The organism is Arthrobacter sp. V1I7 (genome assembly GCF_030817015.1).
Taxonomy (GTDB): Bacteria; Actinomycetota; Actinomycetes; order Actinomycetales; family Micrococcaceae; genus Arthrobacter.
The window spans coordinates 434,474-454,219 of sequence record NZ_JAUSYS010000001.1 but is presented as its reverse complement, the minus strand read 5'-3'; the positions used below and the strand labels follow the sequence as shown (position 1 = coordinate 454,219).

General features: G+C 65.6%; 19 protein-coding genes and 2 pseudogenes. 7 read left to right on the top strand and 14 right to left on the bottom strand.

All coding sequences use genetic code 11. The annotated features are described in order from the left end of the window. The first annotated feature begins 162 nt into the window (after positions 1 to 162). From QFZ69_RS02080 to QFZ69_RS02070, 3 genes are all read left to right on the top strand, one after another. Positions 163 to 600: a helix-turn-helix transcriptional regulator gene (locus QFZ69_RS02080; RefSeq protein ID WP_306915303.1), complete on the top strand. Its 438-nt coding sequence runs from the start codon at positions 163 to 165 to the stop codon at positions 598 to 600. 10 nt (positions 601 to 610) lie between these two features. Beyond that, positions 611 to 1,012 (top strand): VOC family protein, encoded by a 402-nt coding sequence (locus QFZ69_RS02075; RefSeq protein ID WP_306915302.1) that lies wholly within the window; start codon positions 611 to 613, stop codon positions 1,010 to 1,012. Positions 1,013 to 1,406: 394 nt separating this feature from the next. Next, positions 1,407 to 1,610 carry a hypothetical protein gene (locus QFZ69_RS02070; RefSeq protein WP_306915301.1) on the top strand — a complete coding sequence of 68 codons (204 nt, stop codon included), beginning with the start codon at positions 1,407 to 1,409 and terminating at the stop codon, positions 1,608 to 1,610. Here the strand turns inward: QFZ69_RS02070 and QFZ69_RS02065 are convergent. Next, a pseudogene (locus tag QFZ69_RS02065) lies at positions 1,600 to 1,931 on the bottom strand (HPr family phosphocarrier protein). The gene QFZ69_RS02070 and the pseudogene QFZ69_RS02065 overlap by 11 nt on opposite strands. 54 nt (positions 1,932 to 1,985) lie before the next feature. On the opposite strand from QFZ69_RS02065, the gene QFZ69_RS02060 reads away from it, so the two are divergent. Further along, the gene (locus QFZ69_RS02060; RefSeq protein ID WP_306915299.1) at positions 1,986 to 2,834 is read left to right on the top strand and encodes an HAD-IIB family hydrolase; all 849 of its coding nucleotides are present in this window, start codon (positions 1,986 to 1,988) and stop codon (positions 2,832 to 2,834) included. A 320-nt stretch (positions 2,835 to 3,154) separates the two neighbouring features. On the opposite strand, the gene QFZ69_RS02055 is transcribed toward QFZ69_RS02060, so the two are convergent. The 8 genes and pseudogenes from QFZ69_RS02055 to QFZ69_RS02020 all read right to left on the bottom strand — a co-directional run bounded on the left by QFZ69_RS02055 (position 3,155) and on the right by QFZ69_RS02020 (position 10,815). Beyond that, positions 3,155 to 3,397: a hypothetical protein gene (locus tag QFZ69_RS02055; protein WP_306915297.1), complete on the bottom strand. Its 243-nt coding sequence runs from the start codon at positions 3,395 to 3,397 to the stop codon at positions 3,155 to 3,157. Positions 3,398 to 3,506: 109 nt separating this feature from the next. Next, positions 3,507 to 5,117 (bottom strand): amidohydrolase, encoded by a 1,611-nt coding sequence (locus QFZ69_RS02050; protein WP_306915295.1) that lies wholly within the window; start codon positions 5,115 to 5,117, stop codon positions 3,507 to 3,509. Positions 5,118 to 5,157: 40 nt separating this feature from the next. Beyond that, entirely contained in the window at positions 5,158 to 6,537 is a 1,380-nt protein-coding gene (locus QFZ69_RS02045; protein ID WP_306915293.1) for an aldehyde dehydrogenase family protein, read from the bottom strand. Continuing rightward, entirely contained in the window at positions 6,534 to 7,226 is a 693-nt protein-coding gene (locus QFZ69_RS02040) for a thiamine pyrophosphate-dependent enzyme (protein ID WP_307000451.1), read from the bottom strand. The genes QFZ69_RS02045 and QFZ69_RS02040 overlap by 4 nt, the downstream gene beginning before the upstream one ends. A 43-nt stretch (positions 7,227 to 7,269) precedes the next feature. Then, positions 7,270 to 8,091 (bottom strand): annotated as a pseudogene (locus tag QFZ69_RS02035) (thiamine pyrophosphate-binding protein); the annotation flags it as partial. 116 nt (positions 8,092 to 8,207) lie between these two features. Next, positions 8,208 to 8,966 (bottom strand): amino acid ABC transporter ATP-binding protein, encoded by a 759-nt coding sequence (locus tag QFZ69_RS02030; protein ID WP_306915291.1) that lies wholly within the window; start codon positions 8,964 to 8,966, stop codon positions 8,208 to 8,210. Between the two features lie 5 nt (positions 8,967 to 8,971). Next, positions 8,972 to 9,862 carry an amino acid ABC transporter permease gene (locus QFZ69_RS02025; RefSeq protein WP_306915288.1) on the bottom strand — a complete coding sequence of 297 codons (891 nt, stop codon included), beginning with the start codon at positions 9,860 to 9,862 and terminating at the stop codon, positions 8,972 to 8,974. 2 nt (positions 9,863 to 9,864) lie between these two features. Next, positions 9,865 to 10,815 carry a transporter substrate-binding domain-containing protein gene (locus tag QFZ69_RS02020; protein WP_306915286.1) on the bottom strand — a complete coding sequence of 317 codons (951 nt, stop codon included), beginning with the start codon at positions 10,813 to 10,815 and terminating at the stop codon, positions 9,865 to 9,867. Between the two features lie 189 nt (positions 10,816 to 11,004). Between QFZ69_RS02020 and QFZ69_RS02015 the strand changes: the two genes are divergently transcribed. The 3 genes from QFZ69_RS02015 to QFZ69_RS02005 all read left to right on the top strand — a co-directional run bounded on the left by QFZ69_RS02015 (position 11,005) and on the right by QFZ69_RS02005 (position 14,298). Next, complete coding sequence (locus QFZ69_RS02015) at positions 11,005 to 11,685, top strand: TetR/AcrR family transcriptional regulator (protein WP_306915284.1); 681 nt, start codon at positions 11,005 to 11,007, stop codon at positions 11,683 to 11,685. 14 nt (positions 11,686 to 11,699) lie between these two features. Further along, the gene (locus QFZ69_RS02010) at positions 11,700 to 13,019 is read left to right on the top strand and encodes a M20/M25/M40 family metallo-hydrolase (protein WP_306915279.1); all 1,320 of its coding nucleotides are present in this window, start codon (positions 11,700 to 11,702) and stop codon (positions 13,017 to 13,019) included. Positions 13,020 to 13,086: 67 nt separating this feature from the next. After that, the gene (locus QFZ69_RS02005) at positions 13,087 to 14,298 is read left to right on the top strand and encodes a PLP-dependent aminotransferase family protein (RefSeq protein WP_306915277.1); all 1,212 of its coding nucleotides are present in this window, start codon (positions 13,087 to 13,089) and stop codon (positions 14,296 to 14,298) included. Positions 14,299 to 14,451: 153 nt separating this feature from the next. On the opposite strand, the gene QFZ69_RS02000 is transcribed toward QFZ69_RS02005, so the two are convergent. Genes QFZ69_RS02000 through QFZ69_RS01980 form a run of 5 tightly spaced genes read right to left on the bottom strand, consistent with a single transcriptional unit; the run spans position 14,452 to position 19,656 of the window. After that, positions 14,452 to 16,125: an amidohydrolase gene (locus QFZ69_RS02000; protein WP_306915275.1), complete on the bottom strand. Its 1,674-nt coding sequence runs from the start codon at positions 16,123 to 16,125 to the stop codon at positions 14,452 to 14,454. Positions 16,126 to 16,181: 56 nt separating this feature from the next. Next, on the bottom strand, positions 16,182 to 17,219 hold the full coding sequence (locus tag QFZ69_RS01995) for a C-terminal binding protein (protein WP_306915273.1): 1,038 nt from the start codon (positions 17,217 to 17,219) through the stop codon (positions 16,182 to 16,184). Beyond that, entirely contained in the window at positions 17,209 to 18,015 is an 807-nt protein-coding gene (locus tag QFZ69_RS01990; RefSeq protein ID WP_306915271.1) for an amino acid ABC transporter ATP-binding protein, read from the bottom strand. The genes QFZ69_RS01995 and QFZ69_RS01990 overlap by 11 nt, the downstream gene beginning before the upstream one ends. Next, positions 18,012 to 18,746, bottom strand: coding sequence for an amino acid ABC transporter permease (locus tag QFZ69_RS01985; protein ID WP_306915269.1), 735 nt, complete (start codon positions 18,744 to 18,746; stop codon positions 18,012 to 18,014). Before QFZ69_RS01985 ends, QFZ69_RS01990 begins: the two co-directional genes overlap by 4 nt. Positions 18,747 to 18,801: 55 nt before the next feature. Continuing rightward, a complete protein-coding gene (locus QFZ69_RS01980) occupies positions 18,802 to 19,656 on the bottom strand; it encodes an ABC transporter substrate-binding protein (protein ID WP_306915267.1) in 855 nt (284 codons plus the stop codon). Positions 19,657 to 19,746: the final 90 nt, after the last annotated feature.

Genomic DNA, 19,746 nt, shown 5'->3' with positions numbered 1-19,746 from the left:
ACCCTTCACTGACGAATCGAAAGACATTCCCCGCCATGACACCTGCCACAGCAATGGAGACGGTGATGCCTGCGGAGTGGCATCCCCACGTGACAGTTGTCGCCGATCCCGCCGACGCCGATGCGGCCCGCGCCGCAGCGCATCAACAACTACAATGACGGCATGAGACCGCAGGAGCTGGCCAACCTGACCCACCTTCGCCGGGCGCGAGACCTGATTGACCGCGAATACGCCCGGCCACTCGATGTGCCCACCATGGCCTCCGGAGCCCTCATGTCCCCGGCGCATTTCTCCCGCCAGTTCAAGGCAGCATTCGGCGAGACGCCGTACAACTACCTCATGACGCGGCGGATCGAACGCGCCATGGCTCTGCTGCGGGCCGGTGTCAGCGTGACGGATGCCTGCATGGAGGTCGGCTGTACATCGCTGGGTTCGTTCAGCTCCCGCTTCACAGAGATCGTCGGCACGCCGCCCAGCGCCTACCGCGCCCTGGGGCACCAGGCGGTGAAGGCCATGCCGACGTGCATTGCCAGGGAGCACACGCGGCCCGCGCGCAAGCCGAGCAGGATTGAAGAAGCGTCCCCGGGACCACTGCAATAACGTGTCAGACATGAACATCTCACTGCAGTATGCACACATCACCGTCAACGACCTCGACGAGTCGCTCGCGTTCTACCGCGACGTGCTCGGCTTGGACGTACGCAACGACGTCGGCTCGGACGGACACCGCTGGGTGACGCTCGGCAGCGCTGCCCAACCCGATCTGGAGCTCGTGCTCTCCGTCCCGCACGCCGGCCGCTCCCAGGATGACGGCGACTCGTTCCAGCAACTGCTCACCAAGGGCGTCCTGCCCAACATCGTGTTCCGCACTGACGATCTCGACGCCACATTCGAGGCGGTCCGGGCCGCGGGCGCGGAGGTCCTCCAGGAACCCATCGTCCAGCCGTGGGGCCCGCGTGACTGCGCCTTCCGTGACCCTTCCGGCAACATGGTCCGCTTCAACCAGGCCTGAGACGGGGACGACGCCGGCGCCTCCTCGGGCAATACCTGTCCCGGCTCGATGACATGCCGAAGGCGGCAGGCAAGCTCATCCCACAGCAGCTGTGATGAGACTCACCCGCAATATTCGCTGTCTGGCTTGAGCCGTGACGACCGGGCTGTGCACTATGGAAAGGCACGGCAGGGAGGGCAACTTCCCGGCCGACGCAGCCCTGATGTCGGCTTCGAACGCCCAGCGCCCGAAGTGATCAGCGGCAAGGTTTTACCCATCCTGGTGGACGCAATGAGGCCAAACCGGTGAGCTCGCAGAGCTGCCCACGGTCTCAGGCGTTCCTGGTATGGCTTACGGCGGCTCCGCATCGGTGCGGCAGCCGGACCTCCGGATTCATGAATGGAAGCACTGAACAATGACGTTTGAAACTGCCAACTCCGTAACCCACAAGCTCTGGGACCGCTCCAACATGCACAACGAGCTGGATGCCCTGGTCCACGACCTCTCGGTCCGCCACAACACCCCGAAAAGCAACATCGCGGTCCACGCCAGCGGGCCGAACACCTTCACGCTGAGCCTGAACCACGGCGAAGCCAAGCTTGAGACGGTCAACCTGTAGCAACATCACCGGAGGACGGCGGGAGGCACCTCCCGCCGTCGTCGTGGTCCGTCTCGAGGATTTTCACCAGCTTGTCCAGGGCCTCATCAGCACCGGTCCCTTCGGCCGGCAACACCATGACGTCGCCGTAGGAGGCGCCGAGGCTCATGAGCGAGAGGATGCTGTCTGCATCCATTGCCTCGTCCGCGGGTTCACCCTCGCGGGCGAACCTGACGTCGACATTTAGTTCGCCTGCGGCTTCGGCAAAAATGGCTGCCGGGCGGGCGTGCAGCCGACGCGGCTGGCGATGGTGGCGGTACGTTCAATCAAGGTTTGCTCCATTCGATTTCTCTGCGGTTGGGCCGGGATGGGGCTGTATCGGTATGATCCCGGATCATGAGCGCAAAGCCGAGCACTACTGGAACTGTCCGGGCTGTCTTCCTGGATGTGGACGGCACCTACGCGGACTACGGCGTCGTCCCCGAAGGCCATGTGCGCGCTGTCCGGGCGGCGCGGGAAGCCGGCCACCGGGTCCTGCTATGCACCGGACGTCCCGTGTCGATGTTGCCCGATAGTATCCTCGCCGCGGGCTTCGATGGCCTCGTGGCCAGCGCGGGCGCGTACGTGGAAGTGGCCGGGACCGTGCTCGTGGACCGGCGCTTCCCGGCAGACCTGGCCGGCAGAACGGTCAGGGCGCTCGACGCGCACGACGCAGTGTATGTCCTCGAGGCGCAGGAGGCGCTGCACGTTCCACCGGTGGCGATGGAGCGCTTACGAGCCATCCTTGACGCCCATTTCAGGCAGGCACCGGAAGGCCCGGTGGGTTCGTCCGCCATTCTCGACGCCGTGCACCCCACGGCGGACCGTGCGGCCGTGCAGTTCGCCAAGGTCTCCGTGTTTGACTCCCCCGTTGCCATGGAGCGCCTGGTCAAGGAAATCGGCGGGGCGATTGCCGTCGTCGCCAATTCGGTTGCCGACGAGGGCCGGCATGCGGGTGAACTGTACCAGCGCGAGATCAGCAAGGCTGACGGTGTCGCGGCCGTCATCGCCCACCTGGGCATTGCCCGCGAGGCGACGATTGCGATAGGCGACGGCGCCAACGACCTCGAGATGATCGCGTACGCAGGCATCGGCATCGCCATCGAAGGGTCCCACCCCGAGCTCATGGCGATCGCAGACCGCGTCGCCGCGCGTCCGCGGCAGGAGGGGCTCGTTGCCGCCTTCGCCGAGCTCGGCCTCCTCTGATCCGGGCCCGACAGTAGATTCGCGACCGCTGGCCGCCCGCGGCCACCGCGAAGTCAAGTTGCACGTGATTTCGATCACCGCTAGGGCTGCTCCAGCAGGCGATGCAGCCTGAAGGATTGTTATTCGGCCACGAGGCAAGACCTGAGCCACACGGAGACGTGCGGCTCGGGTCTTTTTTGTGCCCGAAGGACGGGAACGGACAGAAAGGACTGCCATGGCTTCCGTGGACTACAAGTCATTGGCTTCGGAAAGCCATGCGCCCAACACGGCCAGCGCACTAATCCAAGTTGCTCTCCACCGTTTCCGGCCCGCACGGTTCTTTAGCTCGAGGCGTCCTTTTCGATTTCCTCAGCGAGGTCGTCTACCGCCTCGGGTCGCAGGTCGATGCCTGCCTCCTCGAAGCGTTCCTCGAGCACGTGGCTCACATCGTCCTGGACATGGCCCAGGCGGATTTCATCACGGACATCGTCCGCGATACTTTCCGCCGTCTCCGCGCCGTCAACCTCCTCGACGCTGTCATCGTCATCAAAAGGGGCATCTGCGGTATCAGCTGAGTCGGTCATACCTCATCGTTGCCGGTCGCCGGTGAGCGGTCAATAACCGGGACCGCTTATGGCAAAGCGGACGACGGCGGGACCTCCCGCCGTCGTCCGCTGGCGTTTGACTGGGTGCTTACAGGGCTGTGTTCCAGACTTCCTCGGACACGGGGATCCACCAGTCACGGGCCTTACCCTCACCGATGTATTCGGGCCAGCGGAAGTCCGTGGGCGCAGTGAATTCGGCGGGCAGGAGTGGGGCCACGGAACCGCGTCGGATCTTCTCGGCCTCGAACTCGGCCTTTGCCACAGCCAGGAGATCCGGCTGGGTCACCAGGTCCAACACCATGCCGGCGATCATTTTGCCGGTGGCGGTGATGGTGGGGTCGATCGTTTCCGGGATGCCGCCCATCGCCGTCATGGCCCAGCCCGGGTACGCGGTGCCCTTACCGTCCGGAGCCAGTGTAGGCCGGGCGGTGTAGAAGCGGATAGTGGGTGCGTACCAGGTCATCTCCACGTAGTCGTCGCTGGTCCAGTTCTGCTGCGTTGCCGGAATGTGCCGGCGCAGCTCCGTCTCGGCGTCCTGCGGGCTGATCAGTTCCGCCGTCGCTGGGTGGAACGGGTTCTCCATGGGCTCCACCCGGCACGAGGCCTGGATTTCGCGCCCGAACGCTCGGGCCCGCTCGTCCAGAACCGGTGCCCCGACGGCGGCGATGTTCTCCCACGCCAGCTGCGCCACCGTGTGGTTGGCGATGCCGGGCCGGTTGCGAGCCACCCAGCGCGAACTGACGGTGCAGTGCGACGCAGCCGCGGCCAGTTCGGCGTTGCGGTCCAGCACGGCGAGCACCGAATCCGCTTCGGCCAGGCTCGGGCAGCGCCAGGAGTACTGGATCTGGGCCAGCCCGGCCGGCTGGTTGTCTGCCGTCGCCTGGCCAGCGGTGAGGATCGCCTCGGACAGCGACCACCCGCCGGCCTGCGGCAGCATGGAGTCCTGGGTGGTCTTGGTCAGCGAGAACATAGTGAACAGTGCCGCGTCGGCGCCGGGAGCCCGCGCAGCCGAGTGCGACGACGGGATGGGGCTGTCCCCGTAGGTGTTGTTCCACCCTTCCGGGTTGTCACAGGTGAAGGTGTAGATCTTGCTGTAGTACGAGCCGCAGTGGGTGTCCCAGCGGGCGGTGTTGCACAGCGGCATCATGTAAAACGGGTGGTACGAAATGATGGCGTCGAGGTTGTCGTAGTAGCCGCGCAGGCCATGGACCACCTTGGAACCCTGGACCTTCTCGGCCGGCTCGCCCGTGTACACCAGCGTGCCCGGGATGCTGTGCCGTTCCATGGCGTCCTTCGCGGCGAGGAACCCGGCGAGCGTGGAGATGCCCAAGGCGGAATGGGGGTCCGTGTGGCCCGGTGCGAACCGGGACAACCCGGTGCGGGGCTCGCGCTTGGTGGAGGCGGCCTGACAGTTGCCGGGGATGGCGTCGTATTCGGCGTAGCCCAGGATCCGGGCGCCCGGGCCGGCGGGGCTGGTCCACTCCGCGGCGAAGGCAGTGGGCATGCCGGCGCTGCCTTCTTCCACAGTGAAGCCGTGTTCGCGCAGTGTTTTCACGTACCAGGCGCAGGACTCGTACTCGCGCCAGGCCGGTTCGGCGAGCTCCCAGATGTTCGTGTGCCAGGCGGAGAGCTGTTCTTTCTGCTCCTCAACCCACTCCCACGCGGTGGACTTCAGCCCGGCATTCTTGATGTCGCTCATTGCGTTCCTTCCTCAAGTTTCAAAGATTTCAGCATCCGCTTCAGCGGACCAGGAGTTTCCGGTTCACGAATTCGTCCATGCCAAGCGGCCCCAGTTCGCGTCCCACGCCGCTGTTCTTGACCTCGCCAAAGGGCAGCACGGCCGACGACGGCGTGAGCCGGTTTACGCTGACCATGCCGACTTCCAGCCGCTCGGCGATGCGGTCCGCCAGGCCTGCGTCGGCGGTAAATACCGATGCTCCCAGGCCGTACGGCGAATCGTTGGCCAGCCTGACGGCGTCGTCCTCATCCTCGGCCCGGTAGACAACGGCCACCGGGCCGAAGAGCTCCTCGCGGTAGGTGCGCGTGCCCGGCCGCACACCAATCAGCAGCGCCGGTGACACGAAGGCCTCCCCCGCCGCCGCACTGGACCCTCCGCCGATGAGCGCCGCACCTTCGGCGACAGCGCCCTCCACCTGCGCCAGAAGTGTCCGGGCCGCAGCGGCGGAGGACATCGGAGCAAGCCTGGTGGCCGGATCGAGGGGGTCACCGGGCACATACGCGGCCAGCCTGGCTGCCAGCCCGGCGACGAAGTCCTCGTAGAGCGGGGCAGCCACAATGAAACGCTTGGGCGAAGTGCAGGCCTGGCCGGCGTTCTCCATCCGCGCCGCCGCGGCAAGGCCAACCACCGAGTCCAGGTCCTCGCTGTCCAGGACAATGAAGGCGTCCGAGCCACCCAGCTCCAGGACGTGCTTCTTAAGCCCGGCCCCGGCCAGAGCCCCCACTGCAGCGCCGGCCCGTTCGCTTCCGGTGAGCGACACGCCCTGAACGCGGGGATCGGACACCATCATGGCCGTCTGTTCCCCGCCGGCCAGCACTGTGCGGTAGGCATCTGCCGGCAGGCCGGCGTCGAGCAGCAGCTCTTCGAAGGCCAGCGCCGAACGCGGGCAGGCCGGCGCCGGCTTGATCAGCAGCGTGTTGCCCAGCATGAGGTTCGGCGCCGCGAAACGGGCGATCTGGTAGTACGGGTAGTTCCACGGCATGATGCCTAGGATCGGCCCCAGGGGGCGTCGCTGCAGCACCGCACCGGCGTAGTCCAACGTCTCGTCCGCCAGGAATCCCGGCCCGTGCTCGGCATAGTACGCGAAGATCTCGGCGCAGAGCTCCACTTCGGCGACGGCCTCACCCAGCAATTTGCCCATTTCCTCGGTGGCAAGCCGGGCCAGGTTCTCCTTTCTTTCGAGCAGCAGCCCGGCGGCGGTCCGCAGCACCGCGGCCCGCCGTTCCGCCGTCGTCGGGCCCCAGCCGGCAAAGGCGCGGCGCGCCAAATCGACGGCGTCTTCAACCTCCGCCGCCGTGGCCTCCGCGTACTCGGCAAGCACCTCTCCGATGGCCGGGTTGAGCACCCGGAACGCGGTGCCGGCCGTGGCTATGGCGCTCACGGGATGCTCACGTGGATGAGGCTGGGGCCCTTCACCGCAAGTGCCTTGGTGACGGTATCGGCCAGGACGTCGAGGGACTCGACATTGAACGCCGTGAGGCCGAAGCCCTCGGCTAGGCGGACCCAGTCCGGCTGCGTCAGGTTGACCCCGACAGGAGCCAGATCGCGGTCCTCCATGTTCTGCCGGATTTCGCCGTAGCCGCCGTTGTTGATGCAGATGATGGGCAGGTCCACGCCCTGTTCCACGGCGGTGATGAATTCCTGGACGGCGAACATAAGGGCACCGTCGCCGATCAGGCCCACTACCGGACGGTCTGGATCGGCCACCTTGGCGCCGATCGCGGCCGGCAGCCCGTAGCCGAGCGTGGCGTAGGCCGGTGTGTACAGGAGCTGGTGCGGCTGCTGCATGGGGAAGAAGGACGTGGTGCCGAAGTAGGTGATCTGCGAGGAATCGCCGGCGATGACGGTGTCCGCCGGCAGTGCGCCGGCGAGGATCTCGTTGATCCGGGCCAGCACGGGCGCCATGGAGCGGGCTTCGGTCTGCAGCCCGGCGCGCAGCGGGGCCAGGTCCGGCGCCGCTGCCGGCACGTGCCCGGCGAGTGCCGCGAGCAGCTGGGGCACCACGGCGGCCGCATTGCCCAGGAGTTCCAGGTCCGCGCTGAGGTTGCAGTGCAGCTGAACGGGGGTCAATGTCGATCCGGATGCAGCCACCCTGGGCGAGGATCTTTCCGCCCCACATTTCGGACTCGCCCAATTTGCTGCCGATGACCAGCAACGCGTCGGAGGAGTTGCACAGGTCCTGGGCCGCGGGGAGCCGGATCTCGGAGCCGAGGGACAACGGGTGCGTCTCCGGAATGGCGGCCTTGCCATTGATGGTGGTGACCACCGGGGCCTGCAGGAGCTCTGCGAGCTGGAGCAGGGCGGCACCGGTTCCCAGCGATCCGCCCCCGGCCAGAATCACCGGGTTGGACGCGTTCCGGAGCATGTCCGCAGCGGCCGCGACGGCGTCGTCGGCAGCTTTCTTCGGAGCGCCCAGCGGGCGAGCCTCCAGCGCGGCGGGGTCGACATCGGAGGCGGACTCCAGCAGGTCCAGCGGGATCTCGATGTGGACAGGGCGCGGACGCCCGTGGGCGAAGAGCGCGAAGGCCTCGTGAATCAGCTCCACGGCCTCGCTGCCACTGGCGACCCGGGTGCTGCGCCCGATGAGGGCCCGGACAGCGCCGGTGGGGTCCTTGGTTTCGTGCAGGAGCCCGATGTCCGAAAATTCGCTGCCGCGGGGCGCACCAGGGGACAGGATGATCATGGGCCGGGACTCGCAGTACGAGGTGGCGGCGGCGGACATGGCGTTCAGCAGCCCGGGTCCGGAGGTGGTGATCACGACGCCGGGCAGCCCCTTCAGCTGGCTCCAGCCGTCGGAGCCGTACCCGGCCCCCTGCTCGTGGCGGGTGGTGACCGGGCGGATGCCGAGCGGCTTCAGATGCCGGTAGAACTCAAGGTTGTGGGTACCGGGGATCCCGAAGATCGCGTCGATCCCGTAGTTCCGCAGGGTGGTCATGACGGCGCGGCCGACGTTGTTGGTGGGGATGGTGCTGGTCAAGGCTGAATCCTTTGAATGTGGCTTGGGGCCGGCCCATGGTGCATACGACTGGGAACCGGACAAGGGAGGGGGTCCTAGAGCACTTTGGAGAGGAACGCCTTGGTGCGCTCGTGCTGGGGACGGGAGATGATCTCGTTGGGATCGCCGGCTTCGACAATGACGCCGCCATCCATGAACGCCACCACGTCCGCCACTTCGCGTGCGAAGCCCATCTCGTGGGTCACCACGATCATGGTCATGCCGTCGCGGGCCAGGGCCTTCATGACGTCCAGGACTTCGCCCACAAGTTCGGGGTCCAAGGCGGAGGTGGGCTCATCGAAGAGCATGAGATCGGGCTTCATGGAAAGCGCCCTGGCAATGGCCACCCGTTGCTGCTGGCCGCCGGAGAGCTGGGCAGGGTAGTGCCCGGTGCGGTCGGCCAGGCCCACCTTGGCCAGGAGTTCGCGGGCTTCCGCTTCGGCCCGCGCCTTGGGGACCTTGAGGAGCTTGACCGGGCCCATCATCACGTTCTCCAGGGCCGTCATGTGCCCGAAGAGGTTGAAGGACTGGAACACCATGCCGATCCGGGAGCGGCGCCTGTTGATGTCCTTCTGGTGTGCCTCGATGAGCCGGTCCCCGTGGACTTCGTAGCCGATCATGCGCCCGCCCACCAGAATGGTCCCGGAGCTGGTGGTTTCGAGGTGGTTGACGCAGCGCAGCAGGGTGGACTTGCCGGAACCGGAGGGTCCGATCAGGCAGGCCACCTGCCCGGCTTCAACGGTGAAGTTGATGCCTTTGAGGACCTCCATGCCGGAGAAGTCCTTGTGGACGTTGAGGAACTGTACTTCAGACATTGCCGTTACGCCTTTCGTGCCTGCAGCACGTTGCCGCGGGAGTACCGCTTCTCTATGCGGGCCTGGATGAGCGAGAGGATGGTGGTGAGCAGGATGTACCAGAGGCTCGCGACGATCAGCAGCGGGATCTGCTCGAGGTTGCGGGCGTAGATCTGCTGGGTGTTGTACAGCAGGTCCCCGACGCCGATCACAATCACCAGCGAGGTGGTCTTGAGCATGGAGATGGTCTCATTGCCCACGGGCGGAAGGATGATCTTCATGGCCTGTGGAATGACCACGTGGCGCAGGGTTTCCATCCGGCTGAAGCCCATGGCGTGGGATGCCTCGGACTGCCCGGCCGGAACACCCATGAGGCCCGCGCGCACGATTTCGGCCATGTAGGCTCCTTCGTTCAGGCCCAGCCCCAGGATGCCGGCCACAAACAGGGGCAGCAGGTCATTGGTGTTCCATTCCACCAGCATCGGGCCGCCGGGGATGCCGATGCCGATCGTGGGAAACAGGACGGCGGCAAAGCCCCAGAAGAGCATCTGCACCAACAGCGGAGTGCCGCGGAAAAACCAGATGTAGGCGCCGGCCACGCCGCGGAGGAGGGAGTTGTCCGACATCCTCATGACCGCGATGACCAGGCCGATCACGAAGCCGAGGACCATGGCGATGACCGTGAGCTCGATGGTGGTCAACAGGCCGTTGAGGATACGGATATCGAACAGGTATCTGGCCACGGTGGGCCAGCCGAAGCCGGGGTTGGTGACGATCACGTAGCCGCCCATGAGCGAGAACAACCCCACCACCACCATGGCGATCAGCTGCCCGGGCCGTTTTCGCTTGAGCACCGGCCGTGAAGCCAGGTCCGCAAAATCACGCCGCTTTTCGGCGGCGACGGATCGTTCGGACACGGTCATGACCCCACCGACGGGTTGACCTCGGACTTGTTGAGGATGCCGGACTTGAGGTTCCAGGACTCCATGATCTTGGCGTAGGTTCCGTCGTCCATGAGGGACTGGATGGCCGCCTGGAAGGTCTTGGACAAACCGCCGTCATCCTTGGGGCTCACAACGCCTGACAGGGACGGTTCCACCAGAATGGAGTCCACGGAGGTGAAGGCGTCCGGCTGCAACTGGGCGTAGTATCCGGTCAGCGCATTGTCCGCCACCAATGCCTGGGCGCGGCCCGCCGCCACTGACTGGTTGACGTTGTCCTGCTGGGGCAGCAAAAGGGAAACGGGCTTGTCTTTGCCTGCATCGGCGCACTTCTTTTCGAAGGCCGGGAGCACGTTCAGCGCCTGGGTGGTTCCGGTTTGGGCAGCGACGGTTTTGCCGCAGAGGTCCATTTCGGACTGGATGCCCAGCGGATTGCCCTTGCGGACCATGACGGAGGTTCCGCCACGCATGTAGCTGACCATGTTGACCTTGTCCTTGCGTTCCTCCGTGATGGAGAACGCGGCCCACGACGCGTCGTAACGCCGGGCCTCGATACCGGCCAGGATGCCGTTGAAATCGGCTTTCTCGATGGCGATGGTGAGGCCCATCTTCTTCGCCACGGCCAGGGCCATGTCCGGCTCCAGCCCAACGATCTTGCCCTGCTCGTCGGTGAAATCAATCGGAGCGTAGGTGGGGTCTGTGACCAGCGTCAGCGACCCCTTGCCCTTGATGGCGGCCGGGACAAGTTCCTGGACCGTCGAATCCGGCTGCACTCCCTGCGCAAGTTCCTGCCCGCTCTGGCCGCTTTTGGCTTCGTTGCCTGATGCGGTGGGAGGCGATCCCTCGGCGTTGGTGCAAGCCGTTGTCAACGCCAGGAAGCTGATGGCAGCCACAGCCACGAGGGACCTTTTCACGCCTTTGTGCACCATTTGTGGATCTCCAGTTCGGATTGGGTTGAAATAACAATATGTTCAACTTATTGTGGGAGGAGCAACAACGCGTGTCAAGGGACCATGGCAACATCGTGGAGAGAGATGACAGACGGCACCCAGGGCGCCACACCTGGACCAGCGCGACCAGCGCGACCAGCGCGACCAGACAAACCAAGGAGCAACGGCATGAGCGAGACAACCCCGGGCCGCCGCACGCGAAGCGTCACAGCCGAGGCGATGGCCGAACGCCGGCAGAGCATTCTGCATTACGCCTCGCAGGTAATCTCCCGCGGGGGTGTGGAGGGTTGCTCCTTCGCAGAACTTTCCGAGGCCTCCGGCTTCAGCATCGGCATGATCCAGCACTACTTCCGGCACCGCGACCGGCTGATCGGCGCGGCTGTGGAGTACCGCATAGAGGAATCCCTTGCGGAATGGCAGCGTATCTACGACCGCGGCGACAATGCCCTCGAACGGCTCCACGACCTGCTGACCTTCTCCATCCAGGGCGACACCCCGTTCGAAGAGGCCTGGGGCTTCTGGCTGCAGATCTATGCCGCGGCCCACAAGAACGCCGAAATCCGCGAAAGCGTCGCGGCCGTCTGGAGTTCATGGCGGGGCCTTTTCGTGAGGGCGCTTGAAGAGGCCGCGGACGAGAAACTCCTCCGGCCCTCCATCGACGTCAACGAACTGGCAACACTGCTTGTGGCCACCATCGATGGACTCGCGATCCAGTCGCTGAACGGGGTCCACACCTTCACGCCGGAAGAACTGATCGAGACGCTGCACCGCTTTGCCGCCCGCGAGTTCGGGATCGATGCCCAGGAATTCATTCTCAGGAAGCGCTCCAAACTCGTGGACGCGCGCTAGGAAAGGACCACACCGTGGGGGAACATCATGACGCCATGGCCGCCGAGGCCGTGGAGTTTTGCCGCAGCCTGATCCGGATCGACTCCACCAACACCGGTGACCCGGCCACCACCGGCGACGGCGAATCACGCTGCGCCGAATACATCCAGTCGCTGCTCGCGGAAACCGGCCTCGAGTGCCAGTGGGTCGAAAAAGTACCGGGCCGCGGCAACATTGTAGTCCGGATGAAAGGCCGAGACCCGGACGCGGCGGCCCTTCTGGTCCACGGCCACACGGACGTCGTCCCCGCGGACGTGATCGACTGGACCGTGGACCCGTTCTCCGGCGAGGTCAAGGACGGCTTCATCTGGGGGCGCGGAGCGGTGGACATGAAGGACATGGTTGCCATGACCGTGGCCGCCGTTCGCCAGCTGCGCCGGGAAAACTTCGTCCCGCGGCGGGACATCGTCTTCGCCTTCGTGGCCGATGAAGAAATAGCCGGAGAGTTCGGAGCCGGGTTCCTGGTGGACGAACACCCGGATCTGTTCCATGGCGTCACCGAGGCGATCGGCGAGATCGGTGGATTCTCCCTCCAGCTGAATGAGGACCTGCGCATCTACCTTCTGGGCGTCGCGGAAAAGGGTGTCGCCTGGGCAACGCTGACGGCCCGGGGAACCACGGGCCACGGTTCGATCGTGCCCAACGAAGCCAACGCCGTCGCGCGCCTTTCGGCCGCCCTGGCCCACATCTCCTCGTACGAATGGCCGGTGGTCCGGAGCGCCTCGATCACAGCCCTGGCGGAGCAGCTGGGCGAGGTTCTCGGCCGTCCCCTGGATCTCGACAGGCTCGACGAAGAGCTCGGCTCCCTGGGATCGCTCGCCGCGATGCTCCGCCCCGGACTGCGCAGCAGCACCGTCCCCACCCAGTTCCACGCCGGCTACCAGACCAACGTTGTCCCCGGCACGGCCACCGCCACGGTGGACTGCCGCATCGCTCCCGGCACCGATGACGAGTTCAAGGAACAATTCATGGAACTTCTGGGGCCGGGCATCGAGGTGAGCTGGTCCGAGGGCCGCTCCCTTGAGGCACCGGCCAATGGCCCCCTCCTGGACGCCATGAAAGCGGCGATCACCGCCGTCGACCCCGCCGGAAGGGGACTGCCGTTCGTCATTTCCGGGGCCACGGATGCCAAGGCATTCTCCCGGCTGGGCATCAACTGCTACGGCTTCTCGCCCTTGAGGCTTCCCGCGGACTTTGACTTCGCCGGCATGTTCCATGGCATCGACGAACGCGTCCCCGTCACGGCGCTCCAAGCCGGAACCCGAATCCTGCACCGTTTTCTCTCCGCCCAGTAAAGCGGCCCAGTAACCACCATCGCCCGGGCGCACTGCCGCGCCCAAGCCAAAACACCAAAGGACCACCATGACCACTACAACAGCACTGTCCCATGTAGACCGGATGGCCAAGCGCGCGGCCGGTTTCCAGCCCTCGCCCGTGCGCGCTGTATTCGACATCTCGATGCAGCCGGGCATGATTTCCCTGGCCGGCGGCAATCCGTACCTGCCGGTTCTTCCGATGGGCCGCATCGCTGCCATGGCGGGCGAGGTGGTTGCACGCCGCGGCCTGGAGGCCCTGCAGTACGGTTCCGGCGCCGGAACCGAGGAACTGCAGGCCCTGATCTGCCAGGTCATGGAGCTCGAAGGCATCAAGGCGGCTCCGGAAAACGTGCAGATCACCGCAGGCTCGCAGATGGCCCTTGAACTGGTAACCAAACTCTTCTGCGATCCGGGGGACGTGGTGATTGCCGAAGGACCCACCTACGTGGGCGCCCTGGGCGTGTTCGAAGGCTTCCAGGCCGAAGTGGCACATGTCGCCATGGACAGCGACGGTGTTGATCCTGACCGTCTGCAGGAAGTCATCTCCGGACTCAAGGCAGCCGGCAAGACCATCAAGTTCTTCTACACCATCCCCAACTTCAACAACCCTTCCGGCATCAGCCTGTCCATGGAGCGGCGGCAGCGCGTGGTGGACATTTGCCGGGCCGAAGGCGTGCTGATCGTCGAGGACAACCCGTACGGACTCCTGAGCTTTGACAGCACGCTGAAGCCCGCCCTGCACACGCTCGATCCGGACAACGTGTTCTACCTTGGCTCGTTCTCCAAGATCTTCGCCCCCGGGCTGCGCGTCGGCTGGGTGGTGGCGCCGCAGGACGTGCGCGGGCGCCTCCAGATCGCTTCCGAAGCCACCACCATCTGCCCTTCCGTGCTGAGCCAGCTAGTGGTGGAGCAGTACATCGGCAGCTTCGACTGGTGCGGCCAGATCGACGCCTACAGTGCGGTCTACGCCGCCCGCTGCCAGGCCACCCTGGACGCCTTGGCCGCCCACATGCCGGAGGGAACCGGCTGGACCACGCCCACGGGAGGATTCTTCACCTGGGTCACGCTGCCGGAGGGCACCGACACCGAACGGGTGCTCGCAGCGGCGATCGAGGCCGGAGTGGTGTTTGTGCCCGGCAGTGCGTTTTACGCCGACGGCGGCGGTGCCAACCAGCTGCGCATCGCCTTCTCCTACGCCCAGGAAGAACAGCTCACCGAGGGCGTCAAGCGCCTGGCCGAGGCCATCCGCAAGGCCTGAGCCCTTCGGCAGGCAGCACAAAACCGCGACGGCGGCACTCACCAGAGTGCCGCCGTCGCCGTTTGAGCTGTGGCCGGGACGCCGAAATCGCTGGAAAGCTGCGAGGTCGCCGGACGGTTCCGGCGAACTGGCAGCTTTCCGGCGATCCCGCGCCTACACGGTGTACACGCGCACGCCGTTGACCCAGGTCTCCACGACGTCGATGCTGCTGATTCGTTCGGCAGGCGCCGCCAGCGGATCCTCGGCGAGGATCACGAAGTCGGCGAGCTTTTGCGGTTCCAGGGAACCCAGGTCCTTCTCACGTCCCATCGCCCGTGCGCCGTTGATGGTGTGGGCGCGGAGGGCGGCGGCGGCGTCGATCTTCAACTCGTCCGAGCCGAGCTGCACGCCAGAGCGGGTCTTGCGGGTAACGGCGGTCTGGATGGCCTCCAGCGGACGCGGTTCGGCCACGGGGGCGTCCGAGCTCATGGTGACGGGTACCGCCGCGGCCACGAATTCGCCCAGGGGGTTGAAGCGCTCCCCGGGGCTGCCGATCGCGTCCAGCACACCCGGGCCCCAGTTGAAGTAGTGCTGGGGCTGGTTGACCGGAAGGATGCCGAGGCCGGCCATCTCCGTGATCTGCTCCGGCGTGGGCAGGCCGCAGTGCTCGATCCGGTGGCGGTGGTCCGCCCGCGGCGAGACGGCAGTGGCTTCCTTCACGGCATCGATCACCAGCTGGATGGCCGTGGGCGACTGCGCGTGGGTGGCCGTCTGCAGGCCTGCGCTGTGGGCCCTGACCACCAGCGAACGGTATTCCGCGGGCTCATGGTAAAGCGAACCGGTGCGGCAGGGGTCGTCGCGGTAGCCCTCCGGGAAGTACGCCGTCCAGCCGCCCAGCGTTCCGTCCGCGTAGAGCTTGATGCCCGCGAAGGACAGGAGCGAATCGCCGAAGTGGTCCACGAGGCCCAGCTGCAGGACTTCATCCAGGAGGCTGGAGAGGAAGTAGGCGTTGATGCGGGTCACCAGTTCCCCGCGCTCCACCAGGTCAAGGTAGGCCGCGAATTCGCGCTTCGTGACCTGGGCATCACCGATGGTTGTGACGCCGTGGCTGAGGAACTCGCGCTGGGCATGGAGCAGCTGACCGCGGTGCTGTTCCTTGGTGTCCGCCAGGTGGAAGTTGGGTCCATGGTGGCCGAGCTTCACTCCGTCCTCGCCCGTGAGGATGTCGCAGGCGGCGTCGGAAAGTTCGCCGGTCAGGGAGCCCCCGGAGTCGCGGAAGAAGGTGCCGCCCGGCGGGTTGGGGGTGTTCGAGTCAATTCCGGCCGTGTCCAGGACAAATGAGTTCACGATGCCGCCATGGCCACTTGCGTTCATGACGTAGACCTCGCGGGTGCTGGAGACCGTGTCCAGTTCCTGCCGGCTCGGGTGGCGCTGCTCGGCCAGGTTGCGGTGCTCATACCCGTAGCCCCGGATCGGACCGTCGCCGGGATTTTCCGCCGCGGCCCTTGCCAGGCGTTCGAGCATGGTGGGGATGTCAGGCGCGGCTTCAGGCCCACAGTCCACCCAGGACAGCAGCTGCCCATACATCAGCGGGTGGGCATGCGGGTCCACGAACCCGGGGACCAGTGTGCGGCCCCGGAGGTCCACGACCTCCGGAACCGAGGTGCTGAGTGCGCGGGCCGCAGAGCGGCATTCCTCGGGAGTCCCGACGGCGGCGATGCGGCTTCCGATCACCAGCAGCGCTTCTGGGACGGAATCCTCAGTGTCGACCGTCCGGATGGTGCCGCCAAAGAACAGGGTTGCCGCCGGTGCTGCGGCGGGCGTTTCATGGGATGTCGGGAATGACATGGGGGATGACCTTTACGTGTAGGAGTAGTGCGGTGCCGCTGCGAGCCAGCCGGCACTCAGCCTGCTGGTTCCAGTTCGAACAGCGGGGTGTCCGGGGCGCCGGTGCGGGCCTGGGAAATGACGTTCTGGGCCTGAATCCTGATGTACTCGGCCAGGGTGTGGTCCGAGAGGAATCCGATGTGCGGTGTCACCAGGATCCGGGGGTGGCCCATGAGCGGGTGGTCGGCCGGGGCGGGCTCGACGTCGAGCACGTCCAGGGCCGCCGCGCGGATGTGTCCTGAGTCGATGGCGGCTCGGAGGGCGCCGTCGTCGATCAATTGCCCCCGGCTCACGTTCACCAGGTAGCTGCCCGGCCGCATGGCCGCGAGGCTTTCGACGTTGATGATGTGCCTGGTTTCCTCCGTGAGCGGCATATGCAAGGACACGACGGCGGACTCCGCCAGCACCTCGTCCAGACCTGCCCGGCGAATGCCAGCCTTGGCCAGCATGTCCCTGGTGGCCGGCGTGTCCGGGAGGTAGGGGTCGTAGCCGATGACTTCGCCGAAGACGCCGGAGGCCAGCTTCCCGAAACGGCTGCCGATCCTGCCGAGACCGATCAGGCCCAGCCGCTCCTGGCTGAGCCGGAACACCGTGGTTTCCGGCCGCCCGTTCCAGTCGCCTTCAGCCACACGGCCCTGGAAGAACGGGATCTCGCGGGTGACTGCCAGGGCCAGGGCCAGGGCATGCGAGGCCACTTCCTCCGTGGCTACGCCGGGGAGATTGCTGACCCAGATGCCGCGCTCTTTGGCTGCGTCCAGGTCCACGTTGTCGTATCCCATGGAGACCAGGGCAATGATCTTCAGATTCGGGATGGCGTCCATGATGCCGGCCGTGACGGAGGCATAGCCCACCAGCAGGGCTTCGGCGTCCTTGGCCTGTTCCATAATGACGGTGGGATCCTGGCTGCCGAGGTACCGGACGTCGTAGCCGTTCTCCTCCAGCAGGGCGACGCCCGCGGAGTAGTCGATGTCTTCCATGTCCGTGTAGACGGCCAAGGGCCGGAACCGCTCCGCGTCAGGGGACATGAAATCAGGGGACAGGTAGTCAGTGGACATGGCTGAGGAACTTCCTGGTGCGCTCGTGCTGGGGGTTGTCGAAGAACTCGTCCGGTGTGGCCTGCTCCACGATCGCGCCGCTGTCGAACAGGGTGACCTGGTCCGCCACGCGGCGGGCGAAACGGACTTCATGGGTGACCACGATCATGGTCATGCCGTCATTGGCCAGGCCTTCCATCACGTCCAGCACCTCGCCTACCAGCTCCGGGTCCAGGGCCGACGTCGGCTCGTCAAAGAGCAGCACGGACGGGTTCATGACCAGGGCGCGTGCGATGGCCACACGCTGTTGCTGGCCGCCGGAGAGCTCCGACGGGTAGTGCCCCGCACGGTGGGACAAACCCACCCGTTCAAGCATGCCCATGGCGCGTTCCTCGGCCTCCTTGTGCGGAACATTCTGGACCGAGGTCAGGCCGAGCATCACGTTCCGGCAGGCGCTGAGGTGGGGAAACAGATTGAACTTCTGGAACACCATGCCGATGTCCCGCCGTTCCTTGGCGAGCTCCCGCTCAGGCAGCGGAACGGTTGTGGTGCCGCGCTCGCGGACACCCAGGCGGCGTCCGCGAAGGAGGATATCACCGTCATTTGCCGGTTCCAGCAGTGCCATGAGGCGCAGCATGGTGGACTTTCCCGAGCCCGAGGGGCCGAGGACGGCCTTCACCTGGCCCTGCTGGATGTCGAATTCAACGCCGCGGAGAACGTGCTGATCCTGGTAGCTCTTGTGCAGGTTCCGCACCTGCAGCACGGGGTCCGCAGGCGTCCACGCCGCGGCCTCTGTTGGCTGTGGCATCTGGGTCATGCGTGAACTCCTTGGCCGATCGGTTCCAGCGTGGATGGCTTCTTGGATGTTGACCGTGAGGTCCATAGGAATTTCTTCTCAACGTAGTTCTGGAGCAGGGTCAGCAGGCTCACGATGATCAGGTAGTAGATGATGGCGGCCGCGTAGTACTCGGCGTAGCGGAAGGTGATGTTGACACCCACCTGGGCCGTGGTCAGCAGTTCCTGCAGGGAGATAACGGAGGCCAGGGAGGAGAATTTCACCAGGCCGATGAACTCGTTGCCCGTCGGCGGCAGCGCGATGCGGATGGCCTGCGGCAGCACGACCTTGAGCATGACCTTCGCCGGCGACATCCCCAGGGCGCGTCCGGCCAGGTTCTGTCCTTCGTCGACGCTCAGCAGCGCGGAGCGGATGATCTCCGCCATGAAGGCTGCTTCCACGATGCCCAGGCCGATGAACGCGGCAATGAACGGGGTGAACCATTCCTGGCGCAACACGGGGAACAGCTGCGGCAGCGCGTTCCAGATGATGAGCAGGACCAGCAGCGCCGGGATGGCGCGGAAGAACCAGGTGTAGAACCCCGCTGTACCCTGTGCGATGCGGCTCTGGGACGTGCGTCCCAGGGCGACGGCGAACCCGACGGCCGTGGCCAGTATTAGCGCCAGCACGGCAACGGCCACGGACAGGAAGGCCCCGTAGAGGTAGCTCGGGTTCACGAGTTGTTGGACGAAGATGCCGATATCGAATTCCATCGGGCTCTCCTTTCAGTGGGGCCGGGACCACGGCTCCGTGGTCCCGGCACGATAACTAGTGAACGTCGACGATGGCCGGGTCGAGCTTGTTGTCCTCAGCGATCTGGGCCAGCGTGCCGTCCTTGTGGAGGGCCTTCAGAGCTTCGGCGAGAACCGGGGAGATCGGATCGTTCTTGCGTGTGAAGACGCCGAACGTGGTGTCCGTTTCAAAGACATCTGGCGCCACGGCCAGCTTGCCCTCGTTCTGGGCCGCCATGTAGGAAGCGGCGACATTGGTCTCGATCAGGGCGTCTGATTTGCCGTTCATGACGGCGAGTACGGTTTCCGCCGTCTTCGGGTATTCGGTGAGCTTCGGTTCGTCCTTGCCGGCGGCCTTGCATTCGTCTTTGAGTGTGTTGATCCGCGCGGCGTTGGACGATGCCGTCTGCGCGGCGACGCTGCGGCCACAGAGGTCAAGGGGCTGCTTGAACTGTCCTGCCAGGGCGGGGCCGGCAAGAATCGACGGTCCGGCCTTCATGACGGGAGCGGCGTCGGCCACGGCCAGGCGCGCCTCGCTCATGTACAGGCCACCGAAAATGGCGTCGCAGCGGCGGGACTGGAGCCCCGGCATCAGTCCGTCAAAGGTGGTTACCTCGAACTTGGTTTCAAGCCCCCAGTGCTTGGCAAGCGCCCTGGCAGCGTCGGCGTCGAATCCGATGATGTTGCCGCTTGAACCGTTTGCGTAGTACTCCAGAGGCGCGTACTCGGGGTCGATGCAGAGGGTAAGCTTGCCAGCCGTCGTCAGCCCATTGGGGGCCTCGGCGGCAGCTGGCGCCTTTCCCTCGGAACTCGTGGACGCGGCAGCGGAACAGCCACTCAATAGCAGGGCCAGGGCGGCCGCAGCCATGGCGGCCTTCGTGAACTTGGGCATGTGCAGATCTCCAATGACATCGGATTCGCGGTTTGGGTGCGAAAAGCGGGTGGAGCCGATGTGGCGCTGGTCACGATACTAGCCAAGTTC